The sequence below is a fragment of the Bacillus sp. Bvel1 genome (assembly GCF_014872755.1).
Lineage (GTDB): Bacteria > Bacillota > Bacilli > Bacillales > Bacillaceae > Bacillus > Bacillus velezensis.
The window spans coordinates 953,007-978,831 of sequence record NZ_JAAOBZ010000008.1 but is presented as its reverse complement, the minus strand read 5'-3'; the positions used below and the strand labels follow the sequence as shown (position 1 = coordinate 978,831).

Annotated in this window: 23 protein-coding genes and 1 pseudogene; 15 read left to right on the top strand and 9 right to left on the bottom strand. The window is 44.9% G+C overall.

Features of this window, described 5'->3' with window-relative positions:
- Positions 1 to 286 precede the first annotated feature (286 nt).
- The 7 genes from gyrA to dnaA all read right to left on the bottom strand — a co-directional run bounded on the left by gyrA (position 287) and on the right by dnaA (position 9,339).
- Positions 287 to 2,746 carry a DNA gyrase subunit A gene (gene gyrA / locus HAP68_RS19300; protein ID WP_004392898.1) on the bottom strand — a complete coding sequence of 820 codons (2,460 nt, stop codon included), beginning with the start codon at positions 2,744 to 2,746 and terminating at the stop codon, positions 287 to 289.
- 215 nt (positions 2,747 to 2,961) lie between these two features.
- Positions 2,962 to 4,878 (bottom strand): DNA topoisomerase (ATP-hydrolyzing) subunit B, encoded by a 1,917-nt coding sequence (gene gyrB, locus HAP68_RS19295; RefSeq protein ID WP_004392900.1) that lies wholly within the window; start codon positions 4,876 to 4,878, stop codon positions 2,962 to 2,964.
- 59 nt (positions 4,879 to 4,937) lie between these two features.
- A complete protein-coding gene (gene remB / locus HAP68_RS19290) occupies positions 4,938 to 5,183 on the bottom strand; it encodes an extracellular matrix regulator RemB (protein ID WP_004392908.1) in 246 nt (81 codons plus the stop codon).
- Between the two features lie 17 nt (positions 5,184 to 5,200).
- Positions 5,201 to 6,313, bottom strand: a complete 1,113-nt coding sequence (gene recF, locus HAP68_RS19285; protein WP_024084783.1) for a DNA replication/repair protein RecF — start codon at positions 6,311 to 6,313, stop codon at positions 5,201 to 5,203.
- A gap of 15 nt (positions 6,314 to 6,328) precedes the next feature.
- Positions 6,329 to 6,544: a ribosome maturation protein RlbA gene (gene rlbA, locus HAP68_RS19280; RefSeq protein ID WP_004392910.1), complete on the bottom strand. Its 216-nt coding sequence runs from the start codon at positions 6,542 to 6,544 to the stop codon at positions 6,329 to 6,331.
- 134 nt (positions 6,545 to 6,678) lie between these two features.
- Positions 6,679 to 7,815 carry a DNA polymerase III subunit beta gene (gene dnaN / locus HAP68_RS19275; RefSeq protein WP_004392911.1) on the bottom strand — a complete coding sequence of 379 codons (1,137 nt, stop codon included), beginning with the start codon at positions 7,813 to 7,815 and terminating at the stop codon, positions 6,679 to 6,681.
- Between the two features lie 183 nt (positions 7,816 to 7,998).
- A complete protein-coding gene (gene dnaA / locus HAP68_RS19270; protein ID WP_004392913.1) occupies positions 7,999 to 9,339 on the bottom strand; it encodes a chromosomal replication initiator protein DnaA in 1,341 nt (446 codons plus the stop codon).
- Positions 9,340 to 9,960: 621 nt separating this feature from the next.
- Between dnaA and rpmH the strand changes: the two genes are divergently transcribed.
- The 10 genes from rpmH (at position 9,961) to HAP68_RS19220 (ending at position 19,329) form a co-directional block, all read left to right on the top strand.
- A complete protein-coding gene (gene rpmH, locus HAP68_RS19265) occupies positions 9,961 to 10,095 on the top strand; it encodes a 50S ribosomal protein L34 (RefSeq protein WP_003178075.1) in 135 nt (44 codons plus the stop codon).
- A 154-nt stretch (positions 10,096 to 10,249) separates the two neighbouring features.
- The gene (gene rnpA, locus HAP68_RS19260) at positions 10,250 to 10,600 is read left to right on the top strand and encodes a ribonuclease P protein component (RefSeq protein ID WP_004392944.1); all 351 of its coding nucleotides are present in this window, start codon (positions 10,250 to 10,252) and stop codon (positions 10,598 to 10,600) included.
- A 160-nt stretch (positions 10,601 to 10,760) separates the two neighbouring features.
- Positions 10,761 to 11,510: a YidC family membrane integrase SpoIIIJ gene (gene spoIIIJ / locus HAP68_RS19255; RefSeq protein ID WP_007409906.1), complete on the top strand. Its 750-nt coding sequence runs from the start codon at positions 10,761 to 10,763 to the stop codon at positions 11,508 to 11,510.
- The gene (gene jag, locus HAP68_RS19250) at positions 11,507 to 12,148 is read left to right on the top strand and encodes an RNA-binding cell elongation regulator Jag/EloR (RefSeq protein ID WP_004392953.1); all 642 of its coding nucleotides are present in this window, start codon (positions 11,507 to 11,509) and stop codon (positions 12,146 to 12,148) included. Before spoIIIJ ends, jag begins: the two co-directional genes overlap by 4 nt.
- Positions 12,149 to 12,436: 288 nt before the next feature.
- On the top strand, positions 12,437 to 13,816 hold the full coding sequence (gene mnmE, locus HAP68_RS19245) for a tRNA uridine-5-carboxymethylaminomethyl(34) synthesis GTPase MnmE (RefSeq protein WP_024086047.1): 1,380 nt from the start codon (positions 12,437 to 12,439) through the stop codon (positions 13,814 to 13,816).
- A gap of 16 nt (positions 13,817 to 13,832) precedes the next feature.
- Complete coding sequence (gene mnmG, locus HAP68_RS19240; protein ID WP_004392959.1) at positions 13,833 to 15,719, top strand: tRNA uridine-5-carboxymethylaminomethyl(34) synthesis enzyme MnmG; 1,887 nt, start codon at positions 13,833 to 13,835, stop codon at positions 15,717 to 15,719.
- Between the two features lie 13 nt (positions 15,720 to 15,732).
- Complete coding sequence (gene rsmG, locus HAP68_RS19235; RefSeq protein ID WP_004392961.1) at positions 15,733 to 16,452, top strand: 16S rRNA (guanine(527)-N(7))-methyltransferase RsmG; 720 nt, start codon at positions 15,733 to 15,735, stop codon at positions 16,450 to 16,452.
- A 121-nt stretch (positions 16,453 to 16,573) separates the two neighbouring features.
- Positions 16,574 to 17,425 carry a nucleoid occlusion protein gene (gene noc / locus HAP68_RS19230; protein WP_004392962.1) on the top strand — a complete coding sequence of 284 codons (852 nt, stop codon included), beginning with the start codon at positions 16,574 to 16,576 and terminating at the stop codon, positions 17,423 to 17,425.
- 298 nt (positions 17,426 to 17,723) lie between these two features.
- A complete protein-coding gene (gene soj, locus HAP68_RS19225; protein WP_004392964.1) occupies positions 17,724 to 18,485 on the top strand; it encodes a sporulation initiation inhibitor protein Soj in 762 nt (253 codons plus the stop codon).
- The gene (locus HAP68_RS19220; RefSeq protein ID WP_004392966.1) at positions 18,478 to 19,329 is read left to right on the top strand and encodes a ParB/RepB/Spo0J family partition protein; all 852 of its coding nucleotides are present in this window, start codon (positions 18,478 to 18,480) and stop codon (positions 19,327 to 19,329) included. The genes soj and HAP68_RS19220 overlap by 8 nt, the downstream gene beginning before the upstream one ends.
- A 29-nt stretch (positions 19,330 to 19,358) precedes the next feature.
- Here the strand turns inward: HAP68_RS19220 and yyaC are convergent, their stop codons facing one another.
- Both yyaC and HAP68_RS19210 read right to left on the bottom strand, forming a co-directional pair.
- Positions 19,359 to 19,973 carry a spore protease YyaC gene (gene yyaC, locus HAP68_RS19215; protein WP_004392969.1) on the bottom strand — a complete coding sequence of 205 codons (615 nt, stop codon included), beginning with the start codon at positions 19,971 to 19,973 and terminating at the stop codon, positions 19,359 to 19,361.
- A gap of 174 nt (positions 19,974 to 20,147) precedes the next feature.
- Positions 20,148 to 20,510 (bottom strand): annotated as a pseudogene (locus tag HAP68_RS19210) (N-acetyltransferase family protein); the annotation flags it as partial.
- A gap of 282 nt (positions 20,511 to 20,792) precedes the next feature.
- On the opposite strand from HAP68_RS19210, the gene HAP68_RS19205 reads away from it, so the two are divergent.
- The 5 genes from HAP68_RS19205 (at position 20,793) to rpsF (ending at position 25,786) form a co-directional block, all read left to right on the top strand.
- A complete protein-coding gene (locus tag HAP68_RS19205) occupies positions 20,793 to 21,818 on the top strand; it encodes a YkvI family membrane protein (RefSeq protein WP_088005468.1) in 1,026 nt (341 codons plus the stop codon).
- An 85-nt stretch (positions 21,819 to 21,903) separates the two neighbouring features.
- Positions 21,904 to 22,110: a DUF951 domain-containing protein gene (locus HAP68_RS19200; protein ID WP_004392973.1), complete on the top strand. Its 207-nt coding sequence runs from the start codon at positions 21,904 to 21,906 to the stop codon at positions 22,108 to 22,110.
- A 46-nt stretch (positions 22,111 to 22,156) separates the two neighbouring features.
- Entirely contained in the window at positions 22,157 to 24,160 is a 2,004-nt protein-coding gene (locus tag HAP68_RS19195) for a molybdopterin-dependent oxidoreductase (protein ID WP_015387408.1), read from the top strand.
- 126 nt (positions 24,161 to 24,286) lie between these two features.
- Positions 24,287 to 25,387, top strand: coding sequence for a redox-regulated ATPase YchF (gene ychF / locus HAP68_RS19190; protein WP_004392975.1), 1,101 nt, complete (start codon positions 24,287 to 24,289; stop codon positions 25,385 to 25,387).
- A 111-nt stretch (positions 25,388 to 25,498) separates the two neighbouring features.
- Positions 25,499 to 25,786 carry a 30S ribosomal protein S6 gene (gene rpsF, locus HAP68_RS19185; RefSeq protein WP_004392977.1) on the top strand — a complete coding sequence of 96 codons (288 nt, stop codon included), beginning with the start codon at positions 25,499 to 25,501 and terminating at the stop codon, positions 25,784 to 25,786.
- Positions 25,787 to 25,825: the final 39 nt, after the last annotated feature.

Here is a 25,825-nt window from a genome sequence, read left to right as displayed (position 1 = left end):
GACTACGCACATCGCTGTGCGATTTATTTAAAACTTTGAATTAACAGGTACGTTTTGTCTTGTTTAGTTTTCAAAGAACTTTTTCGCCCCTCTCGAAGCGACCTCTTAATCATAACATTTTCAGTTTGCTAGGTCAATACTTTTTTAAAAAATATTTTCGCTAGGCTTGCCTTTCTATTAAAAAGACAACAAAAAGAATTATATCAGCATCATCACCATGTGTCAAAGCATTTTTTCATTTCTTTATATAGTAAAAGCGCAGCCTGTTGCAGCTGCGCTTTTTCGTTTATACTTCTTCCGTTTCTTCCGGCTCTTCTTCATTCTTTTCCACAAGCGCCACAGTGGCTACATGCTCTTGATCAGACATGCGGATCAGACGGACGCCTTGTGTTACGCGTCCCGTAGTGGAGATATCATTAATATCCATTCTGATTAACACGCCGCTTGCCGTAATAATCATTAAGTCCTCTTCGCCTTTTGTTGCTTTCACAGTTACTAACGGACCGTTGCTGTCAGTGATTTTACATGTTTTAAGGCCTTTTCCGCCCCGGCTTTGAACTCTGTATTCTGAAGCCGGTGTGCGTTTACCGTAGCCGTTTTCTGTCACTATGAGGACATGGGAGTCTTCTTCAAGAATCTCCATGCCTACAACGACATCATCGTCTGTCAGCGTGATGCCTTTAACACCCGCAGCTGTGCGTCCCATTTGTCTTACATCTTCTTCAGGGAAACGGATCAGCAAACCGTTCTTCGTTCCGATGATGATTTGTTTCTTGCCGTCAGTCAGGCGGACGGCCATCAGTTCATCGTCTTCCCGGAGACCTAGGGCGATCAGACCGTTATTCCGTATATTCGCAAACTGGGACAGTGCCGTACGTTTCGACACCCCTTGTTTGGTCGTAAAGAAGAGGTATTGCTCCTCATCAAACGTGCTGACCGGAATAATGGCATTAATCCATTCGCCTTTTTCAACTTCCAGAAGGTTAATAATCGGAATGCCTTTTGCCGTACGGCCGTATTCAGGGATTTCATATCCTTTAGAACGGTATACCTTCCCTTTATTAGAGAAGAACAGAATCGTATCGTGCGTTGATGTGGAAATTAAGTGTTCCACAAAGTCATCTTCATTCGTTCCCATTCCCTGTACGCCTTTTCCGCCCCGTTTTTGGCTGCGGTATGTGGACGCCGGGAGACGTTTAACATAGCCGTTATGGGTCAGTGTGATGACGATATTTTCTCTCTCGATAAGATCTTCATCTTCAATTGTTTCAAGACCGGACGTCACGATTTCAGTGCGTCTCTCATCATTGAAACGCTCTTTGATTTCATTAAGTTCTTCACGGATGATCTCAAGAACTCTTTCTTCATTGGCTAAAATATCTTTCAGCTCAGCGATAAGCGCAACAAGTGATTGATATTCCTCTTCAATCTTTTCGCGCTCCAGACCGGTTAATCGCTGAAGGCGCATATCCAGAATAGCTTGCGCTTGTTTTTCAGTCAGTGAGAATTGTTCGATCAAACCCGTTCTCGCAATTTCAGCCGTCTGGGAATTGCGGATAAGAGAAATAACGGCATCTAAATGATCGAGAGCAATTCTTAAACCTTCCAGAATGTGAGCTCTTGCTTCCGCTTTGCGGAGTTCGTAAGCCGTTCTGCGCCGGATCACAACCTTTTGGTGATCAAGATAATGCTCCAGACATTGTTTCAGGCTTAGTACCTTCGGCTGTCCGTCAACGAGCGCCAGCAGATTGATTCCGAAAGACGTCTGCAGGGCCGTTTGTTTGTACAGGTTATTCAAAATGACGTGAGCATTGGCGTCACGGCGGATCTCAATGACGATTCTCATTCCGTTACGGTCGGATTCGTCTCGCAGATCGGTAATTCCTTCGATTTTTTTGTCTCGGACAAGATCCGCGATTTTTTCAATTAATCTCGCTTTGTTCACCTGATAAGGAAGTTCCGTGACAATAATTCTTTCTTTTCCCGATGAAGTCTCTTCGATTTCAGCCTTAGCCCGGATCGTGATTGATCCCCGTCCGGATTCATATGCCTTGCGGATGCCGCTCCGGCCCAAAATCTGACCTGCAGTCGGAAAATCCGGGCCCGGGATGTATTCCATCAGCTCCTGGTTTGTAATCTCAGGATTCTCACTTACGGCAAGCACGCCTTCAATGACTTCCCCAAGCTGATGCGGGGGAATGTTTGTCGCCATTCCGACCGCAATACCGGCAGCCCCGTTTACGAGCAGATTCGGAAATCTCGAAGGCATGACGGCAGGCTCTCTTTCTGAACCGTCATAGTTATCTTGATAGTCAATCGTGTCTTTCGTAATGTCACGCAGAATTTCCATTGCGATTTTTGACATTCTCGCTTCTGTGTAACGCATCGCGGCCGCTGAGTCGCCGTCAACCGAACCGAAGTTGCCGTGTCCGTCAACAAGCATGTAGCGGTAGTTAAAATCCTGCGCCATTCTGACCATTGATTCGTAAACCGCTGAGTCACCGTGCGGGTGGTACTTACCGATAACTTCACCGACGATACGGGCAGATTTTTTATATGGTTTGTCACTGGTCATGCCTAAATCATTCATTGCGTACAAAATCCGTCTGTGAACCGGCTTCAGACCGTCACGCACATCCGGAAGCGCCCGGGATACGATAACGCTCATTGCATAGTCCAGGAAGGATGTCCGCATTTCCTGACTGATATTGACTTCACGTACTTGTGGTGTGTTTTGTTCACTCATTAAAAAAACCTCCCTGAAGTATCACATGAAATAATGTGGGAGTAGATTGTCCATTATGATCTTCAATACGATTTCACTATTCTCCATTATATCAATAAACTTGTGTTTATACACATTAATTTAGTAGAATATACGGGTTTTGCGGGTTTTCAGAGGCTTTAGAAGCCGCTTTGAGAAAAAAGCCTTATTTCTTAACGAAAATAAGGCTTTCTTGGTTAAATATCAAGATTTTTCACGTATCTGGCGTTTGCTTCTATGAAGTTTCTCCGCGGTTCTACTTTGTCACCCATCAGCATTTCAAAAGTCTCGTCAGCGTCCATTGCATCTTCAAGATTGACTTGCAGAAGCGTTCTGGTCGCAGGGTCCATTGTCGTTTCCCAAAGCTGAGTCGCGTTCATTTCTCCAAGACCTTTATAACGCTGGAGGCCGGGCTTAGGTGATTGCGGAAGCTCTTTTAACAGCTCATCAAGCTGCTTATCGTTATAAGCGTATTCCACCCGTTTTCCCTGCTGCACTTTATAAAGCGGCGGCTGGGCAATGTAGACATAGCCGTTTTCGATGATTTCCCGCATGTATCTGTAGAAGAACGTTAATAAAAGCGTTCTGATATGGGCGCCGTCAACATCGGCATCCGTCATGATGACCACTTTATGATAACGCGCTTTTTCAAGATTAAAATCTTCTCCGATTCCTGTTCCGAGGGCCGTGATCATTGATCTGACCTCATTGTTTGAGAGAATCTTATCAAGTCTGGCTTTCTCAACGTTCAGAATCTTACCGCGCAGCGGCAGAATGGCTTGGAAATGACGGTCCCGTCCCTGTTTCGCTGATCCGCCCGCAGAGTCACCCTCTACGATATACAGCTCGGAAATGCTCGGATCTTTAGAAGAACAGTCCGCCAGTTTGCCCGGCAGATTGGAAATCTCAAGCGCACTTTTGCGCCGGGTCAATTCCCGGGCTTTTTTCGCCGCCATCCGCGCTCTTGCGGCCATTAAACCTTTTTCAACGATTTTGCGGGCTGAGTCCGGATTTTCAAGAAGGAATGTTTCCAGCGCAGAAGAAAACAGCGTATCAGTGATCGTTCTCGCTTCGGAGTTGCCGAGCTTGGTTTTCGTCTGCCCTTCGAATTGCGGATCAGGGTGCTTAATTGAAATAATGGCAGTCAGCCCTTCTCTCACATCATCCCCGCTTAAATTCGGATCATTTTCTTTGAAAATCCCTTTTCTTCTTGCATAGTCGTTTATGACACGGGTCAGACCGGTTTTAAATCCGGCCTCGTGCGTGCCGCCTTCGTATGTGTTGATATTATTTGTGAAAGAATAAATATTGCTTGTATAGCTGTCGTTGTATTGCAATGCAACTTCAACCGTTATGCCGTCTTTCTCGCCTTCGATATAAATCGGCTCTTCATGAACGACTTCTTTGGAACGGTTTAAGTACTCAACATAGCTTTTGATTCCGCCTTCGTAGTGGTACTCGTTTTTCCGTTCTTGTCCTTCACGTTTGTCTTCAATCGTGATGTTTACGCCTTTTGTCAGGAAGGCCAATTCCCGGACACGGTTTGAAAGCAGATCATAGTCATATACAGTTGTTTCTTTGAAAATTTCCGGGTCCGGAACGAAGTGCGTAATCGTTCCGGTCTTATCAGTTTCGCCGATCACTTCAAGATCGGCCACAGGTACACCGCGCTCGTACGCCTGATAATGGATTTTTCCGTCACGATGAACCGTAACGTCAAGAGTGGTCGACAAGGCGTTTACGACGGATGCCCCTACACCGTGAAGACCGCCGGATACTTTATATCCGCTTCCGTCAAATTTACCGCCGGCGTGGAGAACGGTCATGATGACTTCAACCGCAGGGCGGCCCATCTTCTCCTGGATACCGACCGGAATTCCGCGCCCGTTGTCCTTAACGGTAATGCTGTTATCTTTTTCAATCTCGATGTTAATATCTGTACAATAACCGGCCAGGGCTTCGTCAATACTGTTGTCGACGATTTCCCACACCAAATGGTGAAGGCCTTTGCTGTTAGTTGATCCGATGTACATCCCCGGTCTCTTTCGAACAGCTTCCAAACCTTCTAATACCTGTATCTGATTCTCATCATAACTATTTTGCTGCTGTTCCATAGCCATGCACATTCACCTACACTTTTCTTAAACGATAATATATTCATTGTAAAGATCCGCTAAGAATCTATTTCTAACATAAATTGCGCACGTTTCTTCAGTGTGCCGGAAGATAAGGGAGAGTAATATATATTCTCAGTCGTGACTACGATAGACTTTGGCGTGCCGTTTACGGACGGCACTACTTTTTCTTTCTGTCTGTCCAGAAATTCTTCAACGATCGGCGATACATTGACCTTGCAGTCAAAAATGCCGACGATATCGCGGGTTGAAACGACAAAGTCGTCACCTAAATGAATATACAATCGCTCACCTCATTTCTTCACTTCACTAACGCACCGTTTTCCACACGGAACATTCCTGCTTGATGTAAGGTATCGTGGTCAATGCCATCCACGCTCGTCGTGGTGACAAATGTCTGCACACGGCCTTGGATCGTATGAAGCAAATGGGACTGTCGGTAATCATCCAGCTCGCTTAGTACATCATCCAAAAGTAAAATGGGGTATTCTCCGATTTCTTCATGAATCAAATCTATTTCAGCCAGCTTCAGAGACAAAGCCGTCGTACGCTGCTGTCCCTGCGAACCGTAAGTCTGCACATCGCGTCCGTTCACATAAAAAAGGACATCATCCCGATGCGGTCCGAATAATGTGACGCCTCGTTCTATTTCTTTTTCTTTTAATTTCGAAAAAGACTCCTGGTAGCTGTTACCTATTTTCGACAAATCTTTGGGATCTGATACATCAAGCGCCGTGTGATACTTAAGCGTCAGTTCTTCAAGTCCCCGGGAAATGCCGGAATGGATCGGCTGCGCCCATTTTTCAAGCTGCGCCGTAAACTGCAGACGTCTGGCGACAACTTTTGCGGCTGCTTCAATCAGCTGATCAGTGAGAACGTCAAGCATGGTCCGGTCAGTCTGTTTCCGGCTTTGCAGCTGTTTCAGAAAATGATTCCGCTGTGAAAGGATTTTTTGATAAAGAGATAAATCATACAGATAAACGGCAGAAACCTGCCCGATCTCCATATCGAGAAATCTTCTCCTCACCTGAGGGCTTCCTTTGACGAGATTTAAATCCTCAGGGGCAAACATAATGGTGTTCAGCGCTCCGACATACTGACTGAGTTTTTGCTGCTCTATATGATTGACCTTGCCCTTTTTACCTTTTTTGGAGATGACAAGCTGCATCGGGATGTCCCCGTTGCGCTTCATCACTCTTCCTTCTATTTTAGCATAGTCTTCGTCCCACCGTATAAGTTCTTTGTCATTTGAGGTGCGGTGTGATTTTGCCATCGAAAGGACATAGATGGCTTCCATCAGATTGGTTTTGCCCTGGGCATTTTCCCCGATGATCACATTCACCTTGTTTTCGAATTGAAGCTCAGCGCGCTCATAATTACGGTAGGATGTTAATTCTAAATTTTGGATATACAACCGCTGTCACCCGCTTTAATTGACGACTTGAAATGAACCAAATCCTTCAATCGCGACCACGTCTCCAACGTAAAGCTTTCTGCCGCGGCGATTGTCAGGTTCATTGTTGACAGTCACCTCATGCTCGCTCAGAAACCACTTCGCCATGCCGCCGGACTGAATCACATCAGCTAATTTTAAAAACTGGCCAAGCGTAATCATTTCTGTATCAATCGAAATCGGATTTGCCATAATATCGACCTCTTTCAAATATCACTAATATCTAATTGTACTAAAAAATCCTGAAATAAGGAAAGGGAAAACTTGAGGGAGCGGCTGATGAATAGAAAAGCTGCCGAACTAAGCCGGCAGCACATTCTGTTTGATTAATACGTTCTGACCGGAAGGATGAGCTGAACGATAGTCTCATCATTCGGCGTACGGATAAGAAACGGTCTCATCGCTCCCGTAAAGCTGATACGGATGTCCGCTCCTTCAAGTACTTTCAGTGCGTCCATCATATATTTTGGACTGAATGAAATATTTAATTCCTCGCCGTCAATCTTGTCAGCCAGCACAGCTTCGACCACTTTCCCGATTTCCGGAGAATTTGATGAAATCTCAAGCGAATCCGCCGGTTTGGCAGAAAGTTTTACAACGTTGTTGCGGCCTTCTCTCGCCAATAAAGAAGCACGGTCTATCGCCTGTAAAAATTCCTTCGTGTTCACGACGATTTCCGTTTTGCTTTCCTGCGGAATTAAGCTGGTCGTGTCCGGATAGTTTCCGTCAAGCAATCTTGAGAAGAATAATACGTTTTTCGCTTTGAACAGAACTTGGGTTTCTGTAATGACGATATCCACCAGCTCTTGGCTGTCATCAAGAATTTTGCTCAGCTCGGTTAAGCTTTTCCCGGGAATGACGACGTTATAAGTACTGTCTTCCGGAATATCAAGCTTCGCCTTTCTTAAAGCGAGTCGGTGGCTATCCGTGGCAGTGCATAATAATTCACCGTTTTCAACTTTCCAGTTTACACCTGTCAAGATGGGGCGTGTTTCTGAGGCGGACACAGCGAACACGGTTTGGCGGATCAGGTTTTTCAAAAGATCCGTCGGAATCTGAATGGCGTGATGCTCTTCGATTTGCGGTAGATGCGGATATTCATCTGCATCAAGGCCGTTTAAATTAAATTCGGCTTTTCCGGAACGGATAATCGTTAAATATTGATTTTGAACTTCGATTTCAACAGTCGCCATCGGCAGTTTTTTAACGATTTCGCTGAAGAAACGCGCTTGCAGCACGATACTTCCCGGCTGATCGATCGTCACGATTTCTTTATCATCATCTTCTTTCGGAATGAATGACTCAATTGAAATATCAGAGTCACTTCCTGTGAAAGATACTCCTTCATCTGAGGCGACGATCTTAATACCGGTGAGAATGGGAATTGTGGTTCTGGATGAAACGGCTTTTAGAACGTCTTGTACACTTTCGACTAACCGATCTTTTTGAATCGTAAATTTCATGTTTATCCTCCTAACGGATAATATAATTAATATATTTTAAAAATAGCAGTAGTAATAGCAGGGCCTGTGGATTTGTGGATAAGTTGTGAAAAAGACAGGAAACACAGCCTATCCACATGTGGACAGACTGTGCATGGCTATGAAAAAGTTATTCACACTTTCCCCGATTCATCCGAGGGCACATTATTTAAGCAGTTCTTTTATTTCTTTCACCTGCTGCTGAAGCTGCTCGTCATCAATCAGCAGTTTTGAAATCTTTTCGTGGGCGTGAATGACGGTTGTATGGTCTCTCCCGCCAAATTCTTCCCCGATTTTAGGCAAAGAAGAATCCGTCATTTCTCTTGAAAGATACATCGCAATTTGTCTTGGGAAAGCCACAGATTTCGTACGCTTTTTCGCTTTGAAATCTTCAAGCTTAATGTTGAACTGCTGTCCGACAATCCGCTGAATCTCTTTTATCGTAATGACCTTCGGCTTAGAAGACGGAATAATATCTTTCAATGCTTCTGCAGCCAGGTCTGCGTTAATGTCTTTATTGATTAAGGATGAATAGGCGACAACCCGGATTAATGCCCCTTCCAGTTCGCGGATGTTGCTGTCAATCTGATTGGCGATGTAAAGCATGACCTCGTTCGGAATATCAAGGCCCTCCGCCTTCGCTTTCTTTCTCAGAATGGCAATCCGCGTTTCCAGATCCGGCGGTGTGATGTCTGTAATCAATCCCCATTCGAACCGCGAACGCAGGCGGTCTTCAAGGGTCGGGATCTCTTTCGGCGGTCTGTCACTGGAAATCACGATTTGTTTGCTTTCTTCATGAAGCGTGTTGAATGTATGGAAAAACTCTTCCTGTGTTTGTTCTTTTCCGGCTAAAAATTGAATATCATCTATCAAAAGTACATCAACGTTCCGGTAGCGGTTGCGGAAATCAACGGCTTTATTATCGCGGATTGAGTTGATGAATTCATTTGTGAATTTTTCAGAAGACAGGTACACCACTTTGGCTGAAGGATTATGATCAATGACATAATGGCCGATCGCGTGCATTAAGTGGGTTTTTCCTAAACCGACTCCCCCGTATATAAATAAAGGGTTGTACGCTTTAGCGGGTGCTTCCGCCACAGCCAGTGATGCTGCATGGGCGAATCGGTTTCCCGATCCGATGACGAATGTGTCGAATGTATATTTCGGGTTGAGCATGCTTTGGGGAAAATCAGACGGTTCCTCTTTTGCCGCTTTTTTCACTTGCGGTTTCGGCAAAAAGTCTTCTTCGTCCTGATTTTGAGGAATGACAAATTTGACGCTCAATTCTTCCCCGGTTAATTCATATATGGTATCTGCAATGAGATGTAAGTACCTGGACTCCAGCCAGTCTCTGGCAAATTCATTGGGAGCGGTGATGGTTAAGGTATCTCCTTGCAGCGAATGGGCTTTCGTCGACTTCATCCAAGTTTCGAAACTCGGTTTGCTTAGCTTTTTCTCAATTTGAGCTAGAGCTTGATTCCAAAGATCCAATATATTCTCCATTATCCGGCACAGCCCTCCTTTTCTTTAAAAATCAGCGCCCTTCCCCTGTTATAGAACACAAAAAAAGAGCATATGGCTCTGACCATTCGTACACACGAAATGTTGAAAACATATAGTATAGTAGAAAAATAGCTTTTCGACAAATTCCACAAGTTGTGGACAACAATCTACACAAGCTGTGTGAAAACAATCCACAACTTATCCACAATTTGTGGATAAAGAGAATGGACTGGATAAGTAATTAAGAGTTAAAACACAAATATAATATCAAATTAAGCGAGGACTTGCAATGGTTCTCGTAATCTTATCCACAAACCTGACAACTTGTTGAAAAATCTTTGTCCACAGGGGTTAGCAATGTGAAAATGTTGTCGATAACGATTGTGGATATTAAAAAAAGACCGAAAAATTATCCACATGTCGTTTTTTCGGGGGAGCGCGGCTTTTTTTGTGCGTTAAAAAAAGGAATATGAAAAATAAGGTTTCTAATCTGGTTAAGGTATGTTATCCTATTATGGTTGTAAGAAATAAAAGCACTGCTGAAGTTGACAATGAATAGGCAGCACAAATATAATAAGTAAGACTGTCTTTAACAGCTATTCCTCGAGGGAGGTGTCATAAATGAAAAGAACATTCCAACCGAATAACCGTAAACGCAGTAAAGTTCATGGCTTCAGAAGCCGTATGAGTTCAAAAAACGGTCGTCTAGTATTAGCACGCCGTCGCCGCAAAGGCAGAAAAGTATTATCAGCTTAGGCCACTGAATAATGTCAGTGGTCTTTTTTCACATTAAGAGAAAAGAGATGTCATGCGTCGCCCGGTACTGGAGAAATTTCTTCAGTATTCCGGCGGCCCGTTTTTTTTAGATAGAAATAAAAGTTTCTGCGAGTGAATATCGGAGTGAATTAAAGTGAAGAAGCGAAATCGGTTAAAGAAAAATGAAGATTTTCAAAAAGTGTTTAAACGCGGAACGTCTATGGCAAACCGCCAGTTCGTGCTGTATACGCTTGATCAGCCGAAACAGGAAGAGCTCCGGGTAGGGCTTTCTGTCAGTAAAAAAATCGGCAATGCCGTCGTGCGCAATCGGGTGAAGCGGTTAATCAGGCAGGCGGTTCAGGAGGAAAAAGAGCTGCTCAAGCCGAAAGATTTTATTATTATCGCAAGAAAACCCGCCGGCGACCTCAGTTTTGAAGAAACGAAAAAGAGTCTGCAGCACTTATTCAGAAAAACCTCATTATATAAGAAATCTTCGTCAAAATAGCTCATATTTTGTTTTCTTCACGTTTTTAAAAGCGCTTCCTTTTATTTGGCGAAAAATGAACGCCATTTGAAACTGAAAGATGCTAAAATACATACAAGGTTTATAAAGATTGGTATAGGAGGAAACGTTCTTGAAAAGGAGAATATGGTTACTACTGAGTATGGTCGGTATGCTCGTGCTGCTGGCCGGGTGCTCGAGTGTGAAAGAGCCGATTACGGCGAATAGTCCGCATTTCTGGGACAAATATGTTGTGTATCCATTGTCAGAAGTCATTACGTACGTAGCGAAACTGACGGGCGATAACTATGGTTTGTCGATCATCATCGTTACGATTTTAATTCGTCTGCTGATTCTGCCGCTGATGATCAAGCAGCTTCGAAGCTCAAAAGCGATGCAGGCGCTGCAGCCTGAAATGCAGAAGCTCAGAGAAAAATACAGCTCTAAAGATCAAAAAACGCAGCAGAAGCTTCAGCAGGAAACAATGGCCCTGTTTTCAAAGCACGGGGTAAACCCGCTGGCGGGATGTTTCCCGATCCTGATTCAAATGCCGATTTTGATCGGATTCTACCACGCCATTATGCGTACGCAAGCCATTTCACAGCACAGCTTTTTATGGTTTGATTTAGGAGAGAAGGATCCTTACTATATTCTTCCTATCGTTGCCGGTGTGGCCACTTTTGTCCAGCAGAAGCTGATGATGGCGGGAAATCCGACTCAGAATCCTCAAATGGCAATGATGGTATGGATTATGCCGATCATGATCATCGTATTTGCGATCAACTTCCCGAGCGCGCTTTCTCTGTATTGGGTAGTCGGAAACCTGTTTATGATTGCTCAGACATTCCTTATTAAAGGACCTGACATTAAACACGATCCGGAAACGCAGAAAGCCGGAGGAAAGAAAAAGTGAAGAAGGTGACTGCTGCGGGACGGAATGTCGAAGAAGCAGTTCAATCAGGCCTTCAGGAACTTCAACTGACGAAAGATCAAGTAGAAATAACGGTGGTGCAAGAAGAATATAAAGGGTTTTTGGGTATTTTCGGAAAAAAGAATGCGATCGTAGAACTGGAAGAGAAAAGAAATCCTGTTCAGGAAGCGAAAGCGTATTTAGAAGAAATCATCCATTCCATTGCCGGGCCTTCTGAGATTGTTACGGAAGAAAACAAGAAAACAGTCTGTTTTCACATTAAAGGTGAAAAAGCGGCGCTGCTTATTGGCAAAAGAGGACAAACACTCAATGCCTTGGAAACATTGACGCAGCTTGTTTTGAACCGCGGCTCCGGCCAGTATCGCCAAGCCGTTGTCGACGCTGAGAATTATCGGCGGAAAAGAAGAGAAATTCTGGATCAGCTGGCAAACAGGCTGGCCAAGCAAGTGTCGAAAACGAAAAAAGAGGTGCATTTAGAACCGATGCCGTCAGGTGAAAGAAAAATCATCCATGACGCGCTGTCAAAGCATCCAAATATCAAAACGTTTTCTACCGGTGAAGGCCGGTACCGCCATCTCGTTATTTCCCATAAAGATAGCAGAAAACCGAAGTCCGGGTAAAATCGGAACTTCGGTTTTTTTATTGGTAAAAATGGCTCTATTCCTGAGCAGAATCGCATTTTTTGCGTTTAAGTTTTTTCTTTTTCGGTCTATGCTGTTGATAAAAAAGGTTTTAGGAAATAAAATTAATTGTTATTCACATGTGGATAAGTTAAAGTAATAAGGGATGAATTTCTGCTTTTGTGGATAACGTATCTTCCGCTTCAAACCAAACTATGTTATCTTTTAATTTTGGCATAAATAAATTTTTTATATAGATGGAAACAGAGATAAAGAGAGGTGAACAGCATGGATACAATTGCAGCGATTTCAACTCCGATGGGTGAAGGCGCGATTGCGATCATTCGGCTGAGCGGCCCGGAAGCCGTAAAGATCGCCGACAAAATGTACAAGGGTCCGAAAGGCAAAACGCTCAGTTCGGCAGAATCGCATACCATTCATTACGGGCATATCGCGGACAGTACGACGGGACGGATTATTGAGGAAGTCATGGTGTCTGTTTTAAGAGCGCCCAGAACATTCACAAGGGAAGATGTCATTGAAATCAACTGTCACGGGGGTATTGTGACGGTTAATCAGGTGCTCCAGCTTGCTTTAAGAGAAGGTGCGAGACTGGCAGAACCCGGTGAGTTTACGAAGCGCGCATTTTTAAACGGACGGATTGACCTTTCACAGGCGGAAGCGGTGATGGATCTGATCAGGGCCAAAACGGACCGTGCCATGAATGTCGCCATGAACCAGATGGAAGGACGGCTTTCCGCGCTTGTCCGCCGTCTGCGTGATGAGTTGTTAGAAACACTTGCCCATGTTGAGGTGAATATAGATTATCCGGAATATGATGACGTCGAAGAAATGACGCATCAGCTTTTAGTGGAGAAGGCAAGCGGCGTGAAGAAAGAAATCGAGGCGTTGCTCCGTACGTCTGAGCAGGGGAAAATTTTGCGTGAGGGACTGTCTACCGTGATCATCGGCCGTCCGAACGTCGGGAAATCCTCTCTGCTTAACAGCCTTGTCCATGAAACGAAGGCGATCGTAACCGATATTCCGGGAACGACGCGTGATGTGATTGAGGAATATGTCAACGTGCGAGGCGTGCCGCTTCGGCTTGTCGATACCGCCGGAATCCGTGAGACAGAAGACATCGTCGAAAGAATCGGTGTGGAACGGTCACGGCAGGTTCTGAAGGAAGCGGATCTCATTTTGCTTGTGCTTAACCACAGCGAAGCGCTTTCTGAAGAAGATGAGAAATTGTTTGAAGCGATTGAGGGAATGGACGTCATTGTCATTATGAATAAGACGGACCTTGAGGCTAAGATTGACGCTGAGCGCGTCAAGGAACTGGCGAAAGGCCGGCCTGTCGTTACGACCTCATTGCTGAAAGAAGAAGGCATTCAAGATTTAGAGGAAGCGATTCAGTCGCTATTTTATACAGGAGCGATCGAAAGCGGAGATCTCACCTATGTCAGCAACACCCGTCATATTTCGATTCTGCATCAGGCAAAGCAAGCGATTGATGATGCGCTGAACGGAATTGAACAGGATGTTCCGATTGATATGGTGCAAATTGATTTGACAAGGTGCTGGGAACTGCTGGGCGAAATCATCGGTGATGCCGTCCACGAAAGCTTAATTGATCAGCTCTTTTCACAATTTTGTTTAGGTAAATAAAAGGGAGGAAAAAACCATGGGGTATGAAGCAGGCCAATACGACGTGATTGTCATCGGCGCCGGGCATGCCGGTGTTGAGGCTGCCCTCGCATCCGCGCGCCAGGGAGCCAAAACGCTTGTTTTGACGATTAATCTTGATATGGTTGCGTTTATGCCATGTAATCCGTCTGTCGGCGGCCCCGCGAAAGGGATTGTCGTCCGCGAAATTGACGCGCTCGGCGGAGAAATGGCTAGAAATATAGATAAAACTCATATTCAAATGAGAATGCTGAATACAGGAAAAGGTCCGGCCGTACGGGCGCTGCGTGCGCAGGCGGATAAATTCCAATATCAGCACGAAATGAAGCATACGCTGGAAAAAACACCGAATTTGACACTTCTTCAAGGGATTGCCGAGCGTTTAATCATTGAAGACGGAGAGTGCCGCGGTGTCATTACGCAAACCGGTGCTGAATACAAGGCAAAAACGGTCGTGCTGACAACCGGAACGTATTTAAGAGGGCGGATCATTCTCGGGGATCTGTCTTACTCAAGCGGTCCGAATAACCAGCAGCCGTCTATTAAACTTTCTGAGCACTTAGAGGAGCTCGGTTTTGATCTCGTCCGTTTTAAAACGGGCACGCCTCCTCGTGTCTCAAGCGATTCCATTGATTACAGCAAAACAGAAATCCAGCCGGGGGACCCGGTTCCGCGCGCTTTCTCATATGAAACGGTTGAATACATTACCGATCAGCTGCCTTGCTGGCTGACTTACACGAGTCCTGAGACTCATGAGATCATCGACAGCAACCTGCATCGTTCGCCGATGTATTCCGGTATGATTAAAGGAACGGGACCGAGATACTGCCCTTCGATTGAAGATAAAGTCGTTCGGTTTAATGATAAACCGCGCCATCAGATTTTCCTTGAGCCGGAAGGCAGAAATACGCAGGAAGTATACGTTCAGGGTCTATCCACGAGTCTTCCTGAGGACGTGCAGCAGCGGATGCTGGCGACCATTCCGGGACTGGAAAAGGTGCAGATGATGAGAGCCGGATACGCGATTGAGTATGACGCGATTGTACCGACGCAGCTCTGGCCTACACTGGAGACGAAAAAAATCCCTAACCTGTACACAGCCGGTCAAATTAACGGTACATCAGGTTATGAGGAAGCAGCCGGGCAAGGAATTATGGCAGGGATCAACGCAGGCCGCAAAGCGCTTGGAAAAGAAGAAGTGATCCTCAGCCGTTCCGATGCTTATATCGGTGTATTGATTGATGATTTGGTAACGAAAGGAACCAATGAACCGTATCGTCTGCTGACTTCACGGGCGGAATACAGACTGCTGCTCCGTCACGACAACGCGGATCTTCGCCTGACGGAAATCGGCCATGAGATCGGCTTAATTTCTGATGAGCGCTATGAAGCGTTTGAGAAGAAAAAAGCGGCGATCGAGGCAGAGAAAAAACGTCTCTGGTCTGTTATTATCAAGCCGTCTCCTGAGAATCAGGAATATATCCGTTCACTCGGCGGAAGCGAGCTGAAAGACGGAGTGCGCGGCACAGATTTAATGAAACGTCCGGAAATGAACTATGAAACAGTGACAAAACTTGCGCCTGCAGATTCTCCGGTTCCGCAAGATGTGGCGGAACAAGTGGAAATTCAGGTGAAATATGAAGGATATATCGAAAAATCCTTGCAGCAAGTGGAAAAGCTGAAGAAAATGGAAAACAAAAAAATCCCTGATCGGATTGATTATGACGCCATTAAAGGAATTGCTACTGAAGCGCGTCAAAAGCTGAAAGAAGTGCGTCCTTTATCAGTTGCTCAAGCGTCCCGTATTTCCGGCGTCAATCCGGCAGACATTTCAATCCTGCTGGTATACCTGGAGCAGGGCCGTATTGCCAAGGTAGCTGAATAGAAAGGATGACGGCATGAATATAGAGCAATTTACATCCAGTTTAGCGGAGAAAGGGATTTCCCTTTCTGACCGCCAGCTGGAGCAATTCGAGTTGTATTACCGGATGCTCGTGGAATGGAACGAAAAAATGAATCTGACATCCATCACTGAGAAAAAGGAAGTTTATCTCAAGCATTTTTATGATTCGATAACGGCGGCATTTTATATTGATTTTGAAAAGGTCACCACTCTTTGTGATGTCGGCGCCGGCGCCGGTTTTCCAAGCCTGCCCGTCAAAATCTGCTTCCCGCATCTGCATGTCACCATCGTCGATTCACTGAATAAGCGGATTACTTTTTTGGAAACTCTCTCTGATGCTTTACAATTAGAGCATACGACATTTGTCCATGACAGAGCGGAGACATTCGGACAGCGGAAAGACGTCCGGGAAAGCTTCGATCTCGTGACGGCCCGTGCGGTGGCGCGTCTGTCGGTCCTGAGTGAGCTTTGTCTGCCGCTGGCCAAGAAAAACGGTATTTTTGCGGCACTAAAAGCTGCAGCCGCTGATGAAGAGCTGAAAGCGGGGCAAAAGGCGATTAAAGTATTGGGAGGAGAGCTTGAACAAGTTCATTCCTTTACACTTCCCGTTGAAGAAAGTGAACGGAACATTATGATCATTCGCAAGACGAAAAGCACTCCGAAAAAATATCCGAGAAAACCGGGTACTCCAAATAAATCGCCAATTGAAGGGTAATTTAGACAGCCTGATGTGACAATTCCATCATATTTTCTGCAAAATTGATGAAGATACAGCAGGAAAAACCATGAGAAAATAGAATTATAAAAATGGCAGTTTTTAAAGGTGGTGTAGGTACATGAAGCATTCATTCTCTCGTTTCTTCGGGTTTGGTGAGAAGGAAGAGGAACCGGAGATAGCTGAGCATGATACAAACAAAGAAGAGATACTCGAAATACCGGTACATGCTATCGTTCCCAACCGTTTTCAGCCACGCACCATTTTCTCAGATGAAAAAATCAAAGAGTTAGCAATGACTATCCATACACACGGCATCATTCAGCCGATTGTTGTCAGACATACAGAAGATGAAGGACAATATGAGCTCATTGCGGGTGAAAGGCGCTGGAGAGCGGTACAGACGCTTGAATGGGAGAATATTCCCGCAATTATTAAAGATTTTTCTGATACGGAAACAGCATCTGTCGCTTTGATTGAAAACCTGCAAAGGGAAGAATTGTCCTCCATTGAGGAAGCTCATGCGTACGCAAGGCTGTTAGAACTTCATGATTTAACACAGGAAGCCTTGGCGCAGCGCTTAGGAAAAGGCCAGTCAACGATTGCGAACAAGCTCCGATTGTTAAAGCTCCCGGAACCCGTCCAGGATGCGATTATGGAGAAAAAAATTACGGAACGTCATGCAAGAGCACTGATTCCGCTCAAACAGCCGGAGTTTCAGGTCACATTGCTTGCGGAAATCATTGAGAAAAGCTTAAACGTCAAGCAGACGGAAGACAGAGTGGTGAAAATGCTTGAACAGAATAAGCAGAAACCAAAGCCGAGACGCAAAGCGTTCAGCAGGGATACAAGAATTGCGATGAATACGATTCGTCAGTCACTGTCCATGGTGGAAGACAGCGGCGTCAGGCTGAACACTGAAGAAGAAGAATTCGAAGAGTACATCCAGCTTACCATTCGGATACCTAAATAAAAACTCTCCTGATCAGCAGGGGAGTTTTTATTTTAATCAAAAAACTATTTTGAGATAATAATAGATTTATTGTGCACTATACATTACATATGTAAAATTTTATCTTTTTGTGTCGTGAATTGTCTTTTTACAGTCAAAAAAGTCACTTTATCGGAGAACTTATATTAGAAAGTGTCTTTTTCGTTTACATTTTTTTCACTTGCTGATAAACAAATTATGAAAAAAATAAAACGCTTTACTCTTTTTTTGATAAGATAGAAACAAGACAGTACATGTTCATGTGAAGGTAGGTGACATCGTGGGAAAAATCATAGCAATTACGAACCAAAAAGGCGGAGTCGGGAAGACGACGACTTCTGTTAATCTGGGGGCTTGCTTGGCTTACATAGGTAAAAGGGTTCTTCTTGTTGATATTGATCCGCAGGGCAATGCAACGAGCGGATTAGGGATTGAAAAAGCCGATGTGGATCATTGTGTGTACGACATTTTAGTAGATGATGCAGATGTTACAGAAATTATTAAACCGACTTCAGTAGAGAACTTAGATGTCATTCCGGCCACGATCCAGCTTGCGGGAGCGGAAATCGAATTGGTTCCGACGATCTCACGGGAGGTCAGGCTGAAAAGAGCATTAGAATCTGTGAAACAAAATTACGATTACATGATTATTGATTGTCCTCCGTCTCTCGGGTTATTAACGATTAATGCGCTTACCGCTTCAGATTCAGTCGTTATCCCGGTTCAGTGCGAATACTACGCTCTTGAAGGATTGAGTCAATTATTAAATACAGTTCGGCTTGTGCAGAAACATTTAAATACCGACTTAATGATAGAAGGAGTGCTTCTGACGATGCTTGATGCCAGAACGAATCTCGGCATTCAAGTGATAGAAGAGGTAAAGAAATACTTTAGAGATAAAGTGTATCAAACCATTATTCCTCGCAATGTCCGTTTAAGTGAGGCGCCGAGTCACGGCAAGCCGATCATATTATACGATCCGCGTTCGAGAGGTGCGGAAGTATATTTAGATTTAGCAAAGGAAGTGGCAGCGAATGGCTAAAGGCGGGCTCGGAAAAGGGATTAACGCGTTGTTTAATCAGGTTGATTTGTCTGAAGAGACAGTGGAAGAAATTAAAATCAGTGATTTACGCCCCAATCCTTATCAGCCAAGAAAACAATTTGATGATGAGTCATTAGCTGAACTGAAGGAATCCATCATTCAGCATGGCATTCTTCAGCCCATTATCGTGAGAAAATCATTGAAGGGCTATGATATTGTAGCCGGCGAACGCCGTTACCGCGCCGCAAAACTTGCCGGTAAAGAGACAGTGCCGGCTATCGTGCGGGATTTATCTGAATCGCTGATGCGGGAAATCGCTCTTTTGGAAAACCTTCAGCGTGAAGACTTATCACCGCTTGAAGAAGCTCTGGCATATGACTCACTGCTGAAGCATTTGGATTTAACCCAGGAACAGCTCGCTAAACGGCTCGGGAAAAGCAGGCCTCATATTGCCAACCATTTAAGACTGCTGACGCTGCCGGAAAGCATCCAGAACCTCATTGCAGAAGGTACGTTATCCATGGGACACGGCAGAACCTTGCTTGGCTTGAAAAATAAAAACAAGCTTGAACCGCTTGTGAAGAAAGTGGTTGAAGAACAGCTGAACGTCCGCCAGCTTGAGCAGCTGATTCAGCAGTTAAACAACAATGTTCCACGTGAAACAAAGAAAAAAGAACCTGTTCAAGATGTTGTGTTAAAAGAGCGGGAATCGTATTTGCAAAATTACTTCGGAACAACAGTCAATATTAAGAGACAAAAGAAAAAAGGGAAGATTGAGATTGAGTTTTTCTCAAATGAAGATCTTGAACGTATCCTGGAACTATTGTCCGAAAGAGAAGCGTAAAAACCATCTTTTTTAAAAAAGATGGTTTTTTATATACGTCTTGTCAGCTTATGAAACGGACTGAGCCGTTCCTGCCGGCCTTCTGATTTATCTGTCAGCTGTAACCCCTCTGCTAAAACATTTGCCATGCTCATAACAAGATGAAGCCTCGTATTCTGCAGGACAAAATACTCCATAAACCCGCTGACATTGACGATTCCATTGATATGGACGTCACCGATTTCAGGAAGGTCTTTTTGAACACCTGCTCCGGGCTTCAGCGGCCCATCGCCGATTTGAAATGAGCCTACGCTTTTGACGCGGCCTAAACAAGCATCAACCGCTATAATAAACGGATTTTTATGTAGATGTTGAATATCTTTCAGCTTGTCTTTCATATTGACGGCGTGAACAGGATCTGACAGCGTGCCGTAAACGTGCAATCTGCCTAAATTCATTTTTTCTAACTTTGTTCCTACGAGCGGACCTAATGAATCTCCGGTCGACCGATCTGTACCGATACACACGGTGACTAACGGTCTGCCGGCTGCTTTACGTAAAGATGAAGTAAGGATTGCTTGTATTTGATTCGCAGCAGAAGAATCCGTATGGGATACATATTGTTTTGCCCGTTCTTGAGAAAAAAGCCCGCCTTTTCGATTCATAAGGTTCACTTCCTTGTCATGTCATACGAGTATTACATTGTTGTTTTTGGTGATGTATGGTTGTTTACAGTATATCCAGCGCTGCCTTTTTTTATGCTTATGTCATGATGAGCATGCCGGTTGTTTGAAAAGAGCGGGATAGAAAAAAGAACCCAGAGCAGTTATTCTCTAAGTTCATGAAAGAAATAAGACCATTTGATCTACATCAACATATTGCTGATGATCTAATTCCAGCGCTCTTTTTTCTGCAGAGAAGAGGATAATCCTAACTGAGCGCAGAGTTTTTTTGCGGGTTCCATTTGTTGAAGTAACAGAGAGATGGAGCTGTTCTGTGTCTTTCATCTTTTTTGCCCGGCTGATGGCTTCCGTCATTAAAGCTTTTCCCGCGCCTGACCCTAGGTGTTTGGGGGAAATATACATAGAACCGATAACCGCAATGTGTCTTAGTTTAAACAGCAGATGCTTGGAGATCTTGAGGATTCCTATCAGGCTGTCTTGTTCAAAGGCGCCAAGCACGATGGCACTGCCGGCTTCAAGCCTGGCTTTGCATTTTTCGGACGGCCATTCTTTCTCCTCATCATAGCTGACGGCGAATGCGTCCGGGTGATCTTTTAAAGCTTTGAGCCTGAATCGGAGTAAGGCTGGGTATCACTTGCGGTTAAACGCCTGATGTCCATGATTTGAGCGCCTAACATAAATGAAGTTTCTGAATAGTCAATCGTCGTTATCATACCATATTTGTCCCAATTGTATGAATGTTTGCTGCTGTCACTCAATATAGTAGCAATATGCGGAGATGATCAGAAATTTTATGAGGTGATGAGGGTGTGGAGAGCCGGGATGAAGTGGATGCTGCTCATATTAAGCAGCCAGATTGGGGCCGGGTATGCAAGCGGGCAGGAAATATGGCAGTTTTTCGGTGTCGAAAGCGGACTGGCTATTGTATTGTTTACAGTCATGTTTACGATTTCGGCTTATATTGTGTTGAAGATCAGCTATCGGGTTCAATCAACGCACTTTTTACCTGTGCTTGAGCATCTGATGGGGCCGGCTCTTGCTAAAGTCTATGATGTGCTTATTATGTTTTATTTGTTTTCAATGACGATGGTTATGATTGCCGGCGGCGGTGTGACGCTGCAAATGTACAAGCTGCCGTTTTGGATCGGTATTTTTCTTCTTTGCATTGTGACCGTGGGTTTATTCTTTTGGGATATAAAAGGGATATTATCTCTGAATAGTATTTTGATACCGATTCTTGTAGCGGGGCTGTTATATGCATTGGTCTTTTTTCAGACAACGCATCATTACACGTGGACGATAGACTTGACCCGCCAGTATAATTGGCCGGCAAGCATTACCTTCACGTCCTTAAACATTCTTTCTGTTGTCGCTGTTCTTTCTTCAATCGGGAAAGATATGAAGGGACTGGGAGAAGCCAAAATCGCAAGCGTTGCAAGCGGGCTGATTTTCGGTATGATTTCATTTGTTTACAATGAAACGCTTGTACAGCTTTCAGGCAGTCTTACACAATATGAGATTCCTCTTTTCGCCGTCCTTGAAGGCGCTCCTTATCCGTTATTTCTTTGTATGGCCGCCGTGCTTTTTTTAGCCATCTATACGACAACGGTGACCGGTCTTTTCGGGCTGTCCAGCCGAATGCTTGCATTTGTGAAATTGCCGAGATGGACGCTCGTATCTCTTCTTTTAGCTGTGATGGTGCCTTTTACGACAATCGGTTTTTCAGATTTGATCGCCATTTTATATCCCATTTACGGGCTTTTAAGTCTTTATTTGCTGGTATGTCTTCTTCTTTACCCTATTTTAGGGAGATGGAAAAAAGTATAATGCTCATTTTGAGTGCGGCCGTTGCTCTTATCCTGTTTTTTTTTGTACAATAAATAAAGCAGTCTATGGAGAGAGGTGAAGGGTCTTGGCGGATAAAGACTTTGGCCTGAATGATATTGTTGAAATGAAGAAACCGCATCCTTGCGGTGAAAACAGATGGAAAATCATTCGGATGGGAATGGATATTCGGATCAAATGCACGGGTTGTTCCCACAGTGTCATGATTCCGAGAAGAGATTTTGAGAGAAAGCTGAAAAAAGTACTCGTCAAGCATGAGGAGCCTACATCATAAGGGCTGGCGCTCATGCTTTTTCATATAGAGGAGAGGAAGAGGCCCGATGAGCAAAGTGCATCAGTCAGCGTGCCCGCTGAATTGCTGGGACAGCTGCGGCTTTTTGGTGACAGTTGAGGATGGAAAGGTGACGAAAGTAGACGGAGACCCGAATCATCCTATTACGGAAGGGAAAATTTGCGGCCGGGGCAGAATGCTGGAGACGAAAACGAATGCGCCGGAACGGCTTCGTTTTCCTTTAAAAAAGAAAGACGGCGAATTTGTCCGCATTTCCTGGGAGCAGGCGTTAGATGAAATTGCTGAAAAAATGGCGGTGATTAAGGAGACGCTGGGCACTGCCGCAGTGCTGCACAGTCATGACTACGCCAATAACGGTCTTTTGAAGGCGCTCGACCAGCGTTTTTTCAATGGATACGGCGGTGTAACCGAGATTGCGGGCAGCATTTGCTGGGGTTCCGGCATTGAAGCGCAGCGCTGGGATTTCGGGCGTTCTTACGGGCATGGACCGCTTGATATTTATCACAGCAAGCATGTGATCGTATGGGGCAGAAACGTGTCCCGGACGAATATGCACCTCTATCATCATCTGCAGCAGGTGAAGAAAAAAGGAGCGACACTGACGGTCATTGACCCTATTTTTAACCCGACTGCAAAGCTTGCCGACCGGTATATATCCGTCAAACCCGGCATGGATGGCTGGCTTGCGGCGGGTGTTTTAAAAATATTATGCCAAACCGGCAGAACCGATTCTGATTTTATTCAAAAGCATTCGGTCGGTTTTGAGGAAATAGACAAGCTTCTGCAGACGATTTCTTTTGAGGAGATCATTGAGAAAACAGAAACGTCTTTAGAAGCGCTTGAATATCTTGCCGATTTATATGCTGACGGTCCCGCCTCCACTTTTATGGGTCTTGGGATGCAGAGATATAAAAACGGGGGCGGGACGATACGGTGGATTGACGCTTTAGCTGCGGCGAGCGGAAATGTCGGTATCAAAGGCGGCGGCGCCAACTTCGGAAATGTGCAAGTCGGTGAAAGCTTTGCAAAGGCCGAGCTCACTCGTCCTGATTTGAAGAAAAGTTCGAGAACGTTTTCGATGATGACTCAAGCTGAAGAGGCGCTGAATGCAGCCGACCCGCCGATTGAGATGATCATCGTGACGTGCGGCAATCCGCTGACACAGGTGCCGAATACAAAAAAAGTGAAGGAAGCGTTTGAAAAAACGCCGGTCACAGTGGCCATTGATTCGGTCATGACCGATACGGCGAAGCTCTGTGACTATGTGCTGCCGACGGCCGTTGTTTTCGAAGAGGAAGATATTTATTATTCCAGCATGTATCATCACTATGTTCAATATGGTAAGAAGCTTGCGGAACCGCAGGGAGAGGCAAAATCAGACCGCTGGATCTGGACGGAACTCGCAAAGCGTCTGGGATTCGGGGAGCTGTTTGATTACAGTGCGGAAGATTTCTTGAAAATGGGGCTCTCTTCCTTGGAGAAAGAAGGAATCACCCTTGAGCAATTAAAGGAAAAAGGACATATGCCGCTTCCGGTTAAACAGGTTCCGTGGAGTGATTTTCAATTTTTAACCCCAAGCGGAAAATTAGAATTCGTCTCGTCACTGGCAGAAGAGAAAGGATACAGCGGCCTCCCTCAATTGGAAGTGCCGGAGGAGTCTGTTTATCACGACGCCGGACTGGCCGGGAAATATCCGTATACGCTGCTGTCCATTCACCCGCAGCGCTCCAATCATTCACAGCACGTGCCGTTTATTAAAAAGCTCCAGCAGATTCAGGTGGACCTGTCGCCGGATATCGCCGAGGAGCTTTCACTTCAAGACGGAGATACGGCAGAGGTATACAATGACCGCGGCCGTCTGCGCGGCAGGGTGAAAATCATGAAGCAGGCTCACCCGAAGACGGTGAATATAGATGAAGGCATGTGGGCGGCATTCGGAGGCTCCGTCAACATGCTCACAAAGGATTCAAATTCCGATAATGGAATGGGAAGTACGCTTTTTGACTGTCTGGTAGCGGTTAAAAAAGGATAATCTAAGGAGAGAGAGGGCGGGAAATGCTTTTTTCTCAGCTTGTCTTTTCCTATGAACCTCCTTATAATTGCTCTAGGTTTACAATACGTTTATACGATGATGGTTTGATATAGAGGAGATGAAAGAATGGCTTTAACTGCTGGAATTGTCGGTTTGCCGAATGTCGGAAAATCGACGTTATTTAATGCAATTACCCAGGCTGGTGCCGAATCAGCCAACTACCCGTTCTGTACAATTGATCCGAACGTGGGAATCGTGGAAGTGCCGGATGAACGTCTGCAAAAGCTGACTGAATTGGTGAACCCGAAAAAAACGGTGCCGACTGCGTTTGAATTCACTGATATCGCGGGGATCGTAAAAGGCGCATCTAAAGGTGAAGGACTCGGAAATAAGTTTCTTTCTCATATCCGTCAGGTTGATGCGATCTGCCACGTTGTACGTGCATTCGCTGATGACAATATTACGCACGTGTCAGGGAAAGTCGATCCGATTGACGATATTGAAACGATCAATCTTGAATTGATTCTTGCCGACATGGAGACAGTCGAAAAACGCATCACGCGTGTAAGCAAGCTTGCGAAGCAAAAAGACAAAGAAGCGGTTTTTGAATTTGACATTCTGTCTAAATTAAAAGAAGCTTTCGAACAAGAAAAGCCTGCCCGTTCCGTTGAATTTACGGAAGAACAGCAAAAGCTTGTGAAGCAGCTTCATTTGCTTACTTCAAAACCCGTGCTTTATGTGGCGAATGTAAGCGAAGATGAAGTGGCTGATCCTTCAGACAATGAATACGTTGCGAAAATCCGTGAGTACGCCGCGGGTGAAAATGCCGAAGTTATCGTCGTCTGTGCGAAAATTGAGTCTGAAATTGCCGAATTGGAAGGCGAAGAAAAGCAAATGTTCCTTGAGGAGCTCGGCATCGAAGAATCAGGTCTTGATCAGCTGATTAAAGCGTCATACTCTCTTCTCGGCCTTGCAACATACTTTACGGCGGGCGAACAGGAAGTGCGCGCATGGACATTCAGAAAAGGCATGAAAGCTCCTGAGTGTGCGGGTATCATCCACACTGACTTTGAACGCGGCTTTATCCGCGCTGAAACGGTTGCTTATGAAGACCTTTTGGCAGGCGGCGGAATGTCCGGAGCGAAAGAAGCCGGAAAAGTGCGTCTGGAAGGTAAGGAATATGTAGTCCAAGACGGAGATGTCATTCATTTCCGATTTAATGTATAGGACACAGTTGTAAAGGGACAAGAGCTTTGGTATAATATAAACTTGTGAGTAATAGAATTATTGCTCCTTGCCCATTATAGGGCCGCTTAGACCAAAAGGAGGTGCAAACAGATGAAAAAGTACGAAGTTATGTACATTATCCGTCCGAACATTGACGAAGAGTCAAAGAAGGCAGTTATCGAGCGTTTCAACAACGTATTGACTTCTAACGGAGCGGAGATCACTGGAACAAAAGATTGGGGTAAACGTCGTCTTGCTTACGAAATCAACGATTTCCGTGACGGTTTCTACCAAATCTTAAACGTTCAGTCTGAAGCTGCAGCGGTTGCTGAATTCGACCGTTTAGCTAAGATCAGTGACGATATCATTCGCCACATCGTTGTTAAAGAAGAAGAATAAGCAATTTGAAATATATAATGTTAAAAGGTGGTCTTTCAT

Bases quoted from the DNA above. Each gene is read 5' to 3' on its own strand.
- gyrA (WP_004392898.1), bottom strand. From the start codon at position 2,746: ATGAGTGAACAAAACACACCACAAGTACGTGAAGTCAATATCAGTCAG.
- gyrB (WP_004392900.1), bottom strand. From the start codon at position 4,878: ATGGAACAGCAGCAAAATAGTTATGATGAGAATCAGATACAGGTATTA.
- rlbA (WP_004392910.1), bottom strand. From the start codon at position 6,544: ATGGCAAATCCGATTTCGATTGATACAGAAATGATTACGCTTGGCCAG.
- dnaN (WP_004392911.1), bottom strand. From the start codon at position 7,815: ATGAAATTTACGATTCAAAAAGATCGGTTAGTCGAAAGTGTACAAGAC.
- dnaA (WP_004392913.1), bottom strand. From the start codon at position 9,339: ATGGAGAATATATTGGATCTTTGGAATCAAGCTCTAGCTCAAATTGAG.
- rpmH (WP_003178075.1), top strand. From the start codon at position 9,961: ATGAAAAGAACATTCCAACCGAATAACCGTAAACGCAGTAAAGTTCAT.
- spoIIIJ (WP_007409906.1), top strand. From the start codon at position 10,761: ATGGTCGGTATGCTCGTGCTGCTGGCCGGGTGCTCGAGTGTGAAAGAG.
- mnmE (WP_024086047.1), top strand. From the start codon at position 12,437: ATGGATACAATTGCAGCGATTTCAACTCCGATGGGTGAAGGCGCGATT.
- mnmG (WP_004392959.1), top strand. From the start codon at position 13,833: ATGGGGTATGAAGCAGGCCAATACGACGTGATTGTCATCGGCGCCGGG.
- rsmG (WP_004392961.1), top strand. From the start codon at position 15,733: ATGAATATAGAGCAATTTACATCCAGTTTAGCGGAGAAAGGGATTTCC.
- noc (WP_004392962.1), top strand. From the start codon at position 16,574: ATGAAGCATTCATTCTCTCGTTTCTTCGGGTTTGGTGAGAAGGAAGAG.
- HAP68_RS19220 (WP_004392966.1), top strand. From the start codon at position 18,478: ATGGCTAAAGGCGGGCTCGGAAAAGGGATTAACGCGTTGTTTAATCAG.
- yyaC (WP_004392969.1), bottom strand. From the start codon at position 19,973: ATGAATCGAAAAGGCGGGCTTTTTTCTCAAGAACGGGCAAAACAATAT.
- HAP68_RS19205 (WP_088005468.1), top strand. From the start codon at position 20,793: ATGAGGGTGTGGAGAGCCGGGATGAAGTGGATGCTGCTCATATTAAGC.
- HAP68_RS19195 (WP_015387408.1), top strand. From the start codon at position 22,157: ATGAGCAAAGTGCATCAGTCAGCGTGCCCGCTGAATTGCTGGGACAGC.
- ychF (WP_004392975.1), top strand. From the start codon at position 24,287: ATGGCTTTAACTGCTGGAATTGTCGGTTTGCCGAATGTCGGAAAATCG.
- rpsF (WP_004392977.1), top strand. From the start codon at position 25,499: ATGAAAAAGTACGAAGTTATGTACATTATCCGTCCGAACATTGACGAA.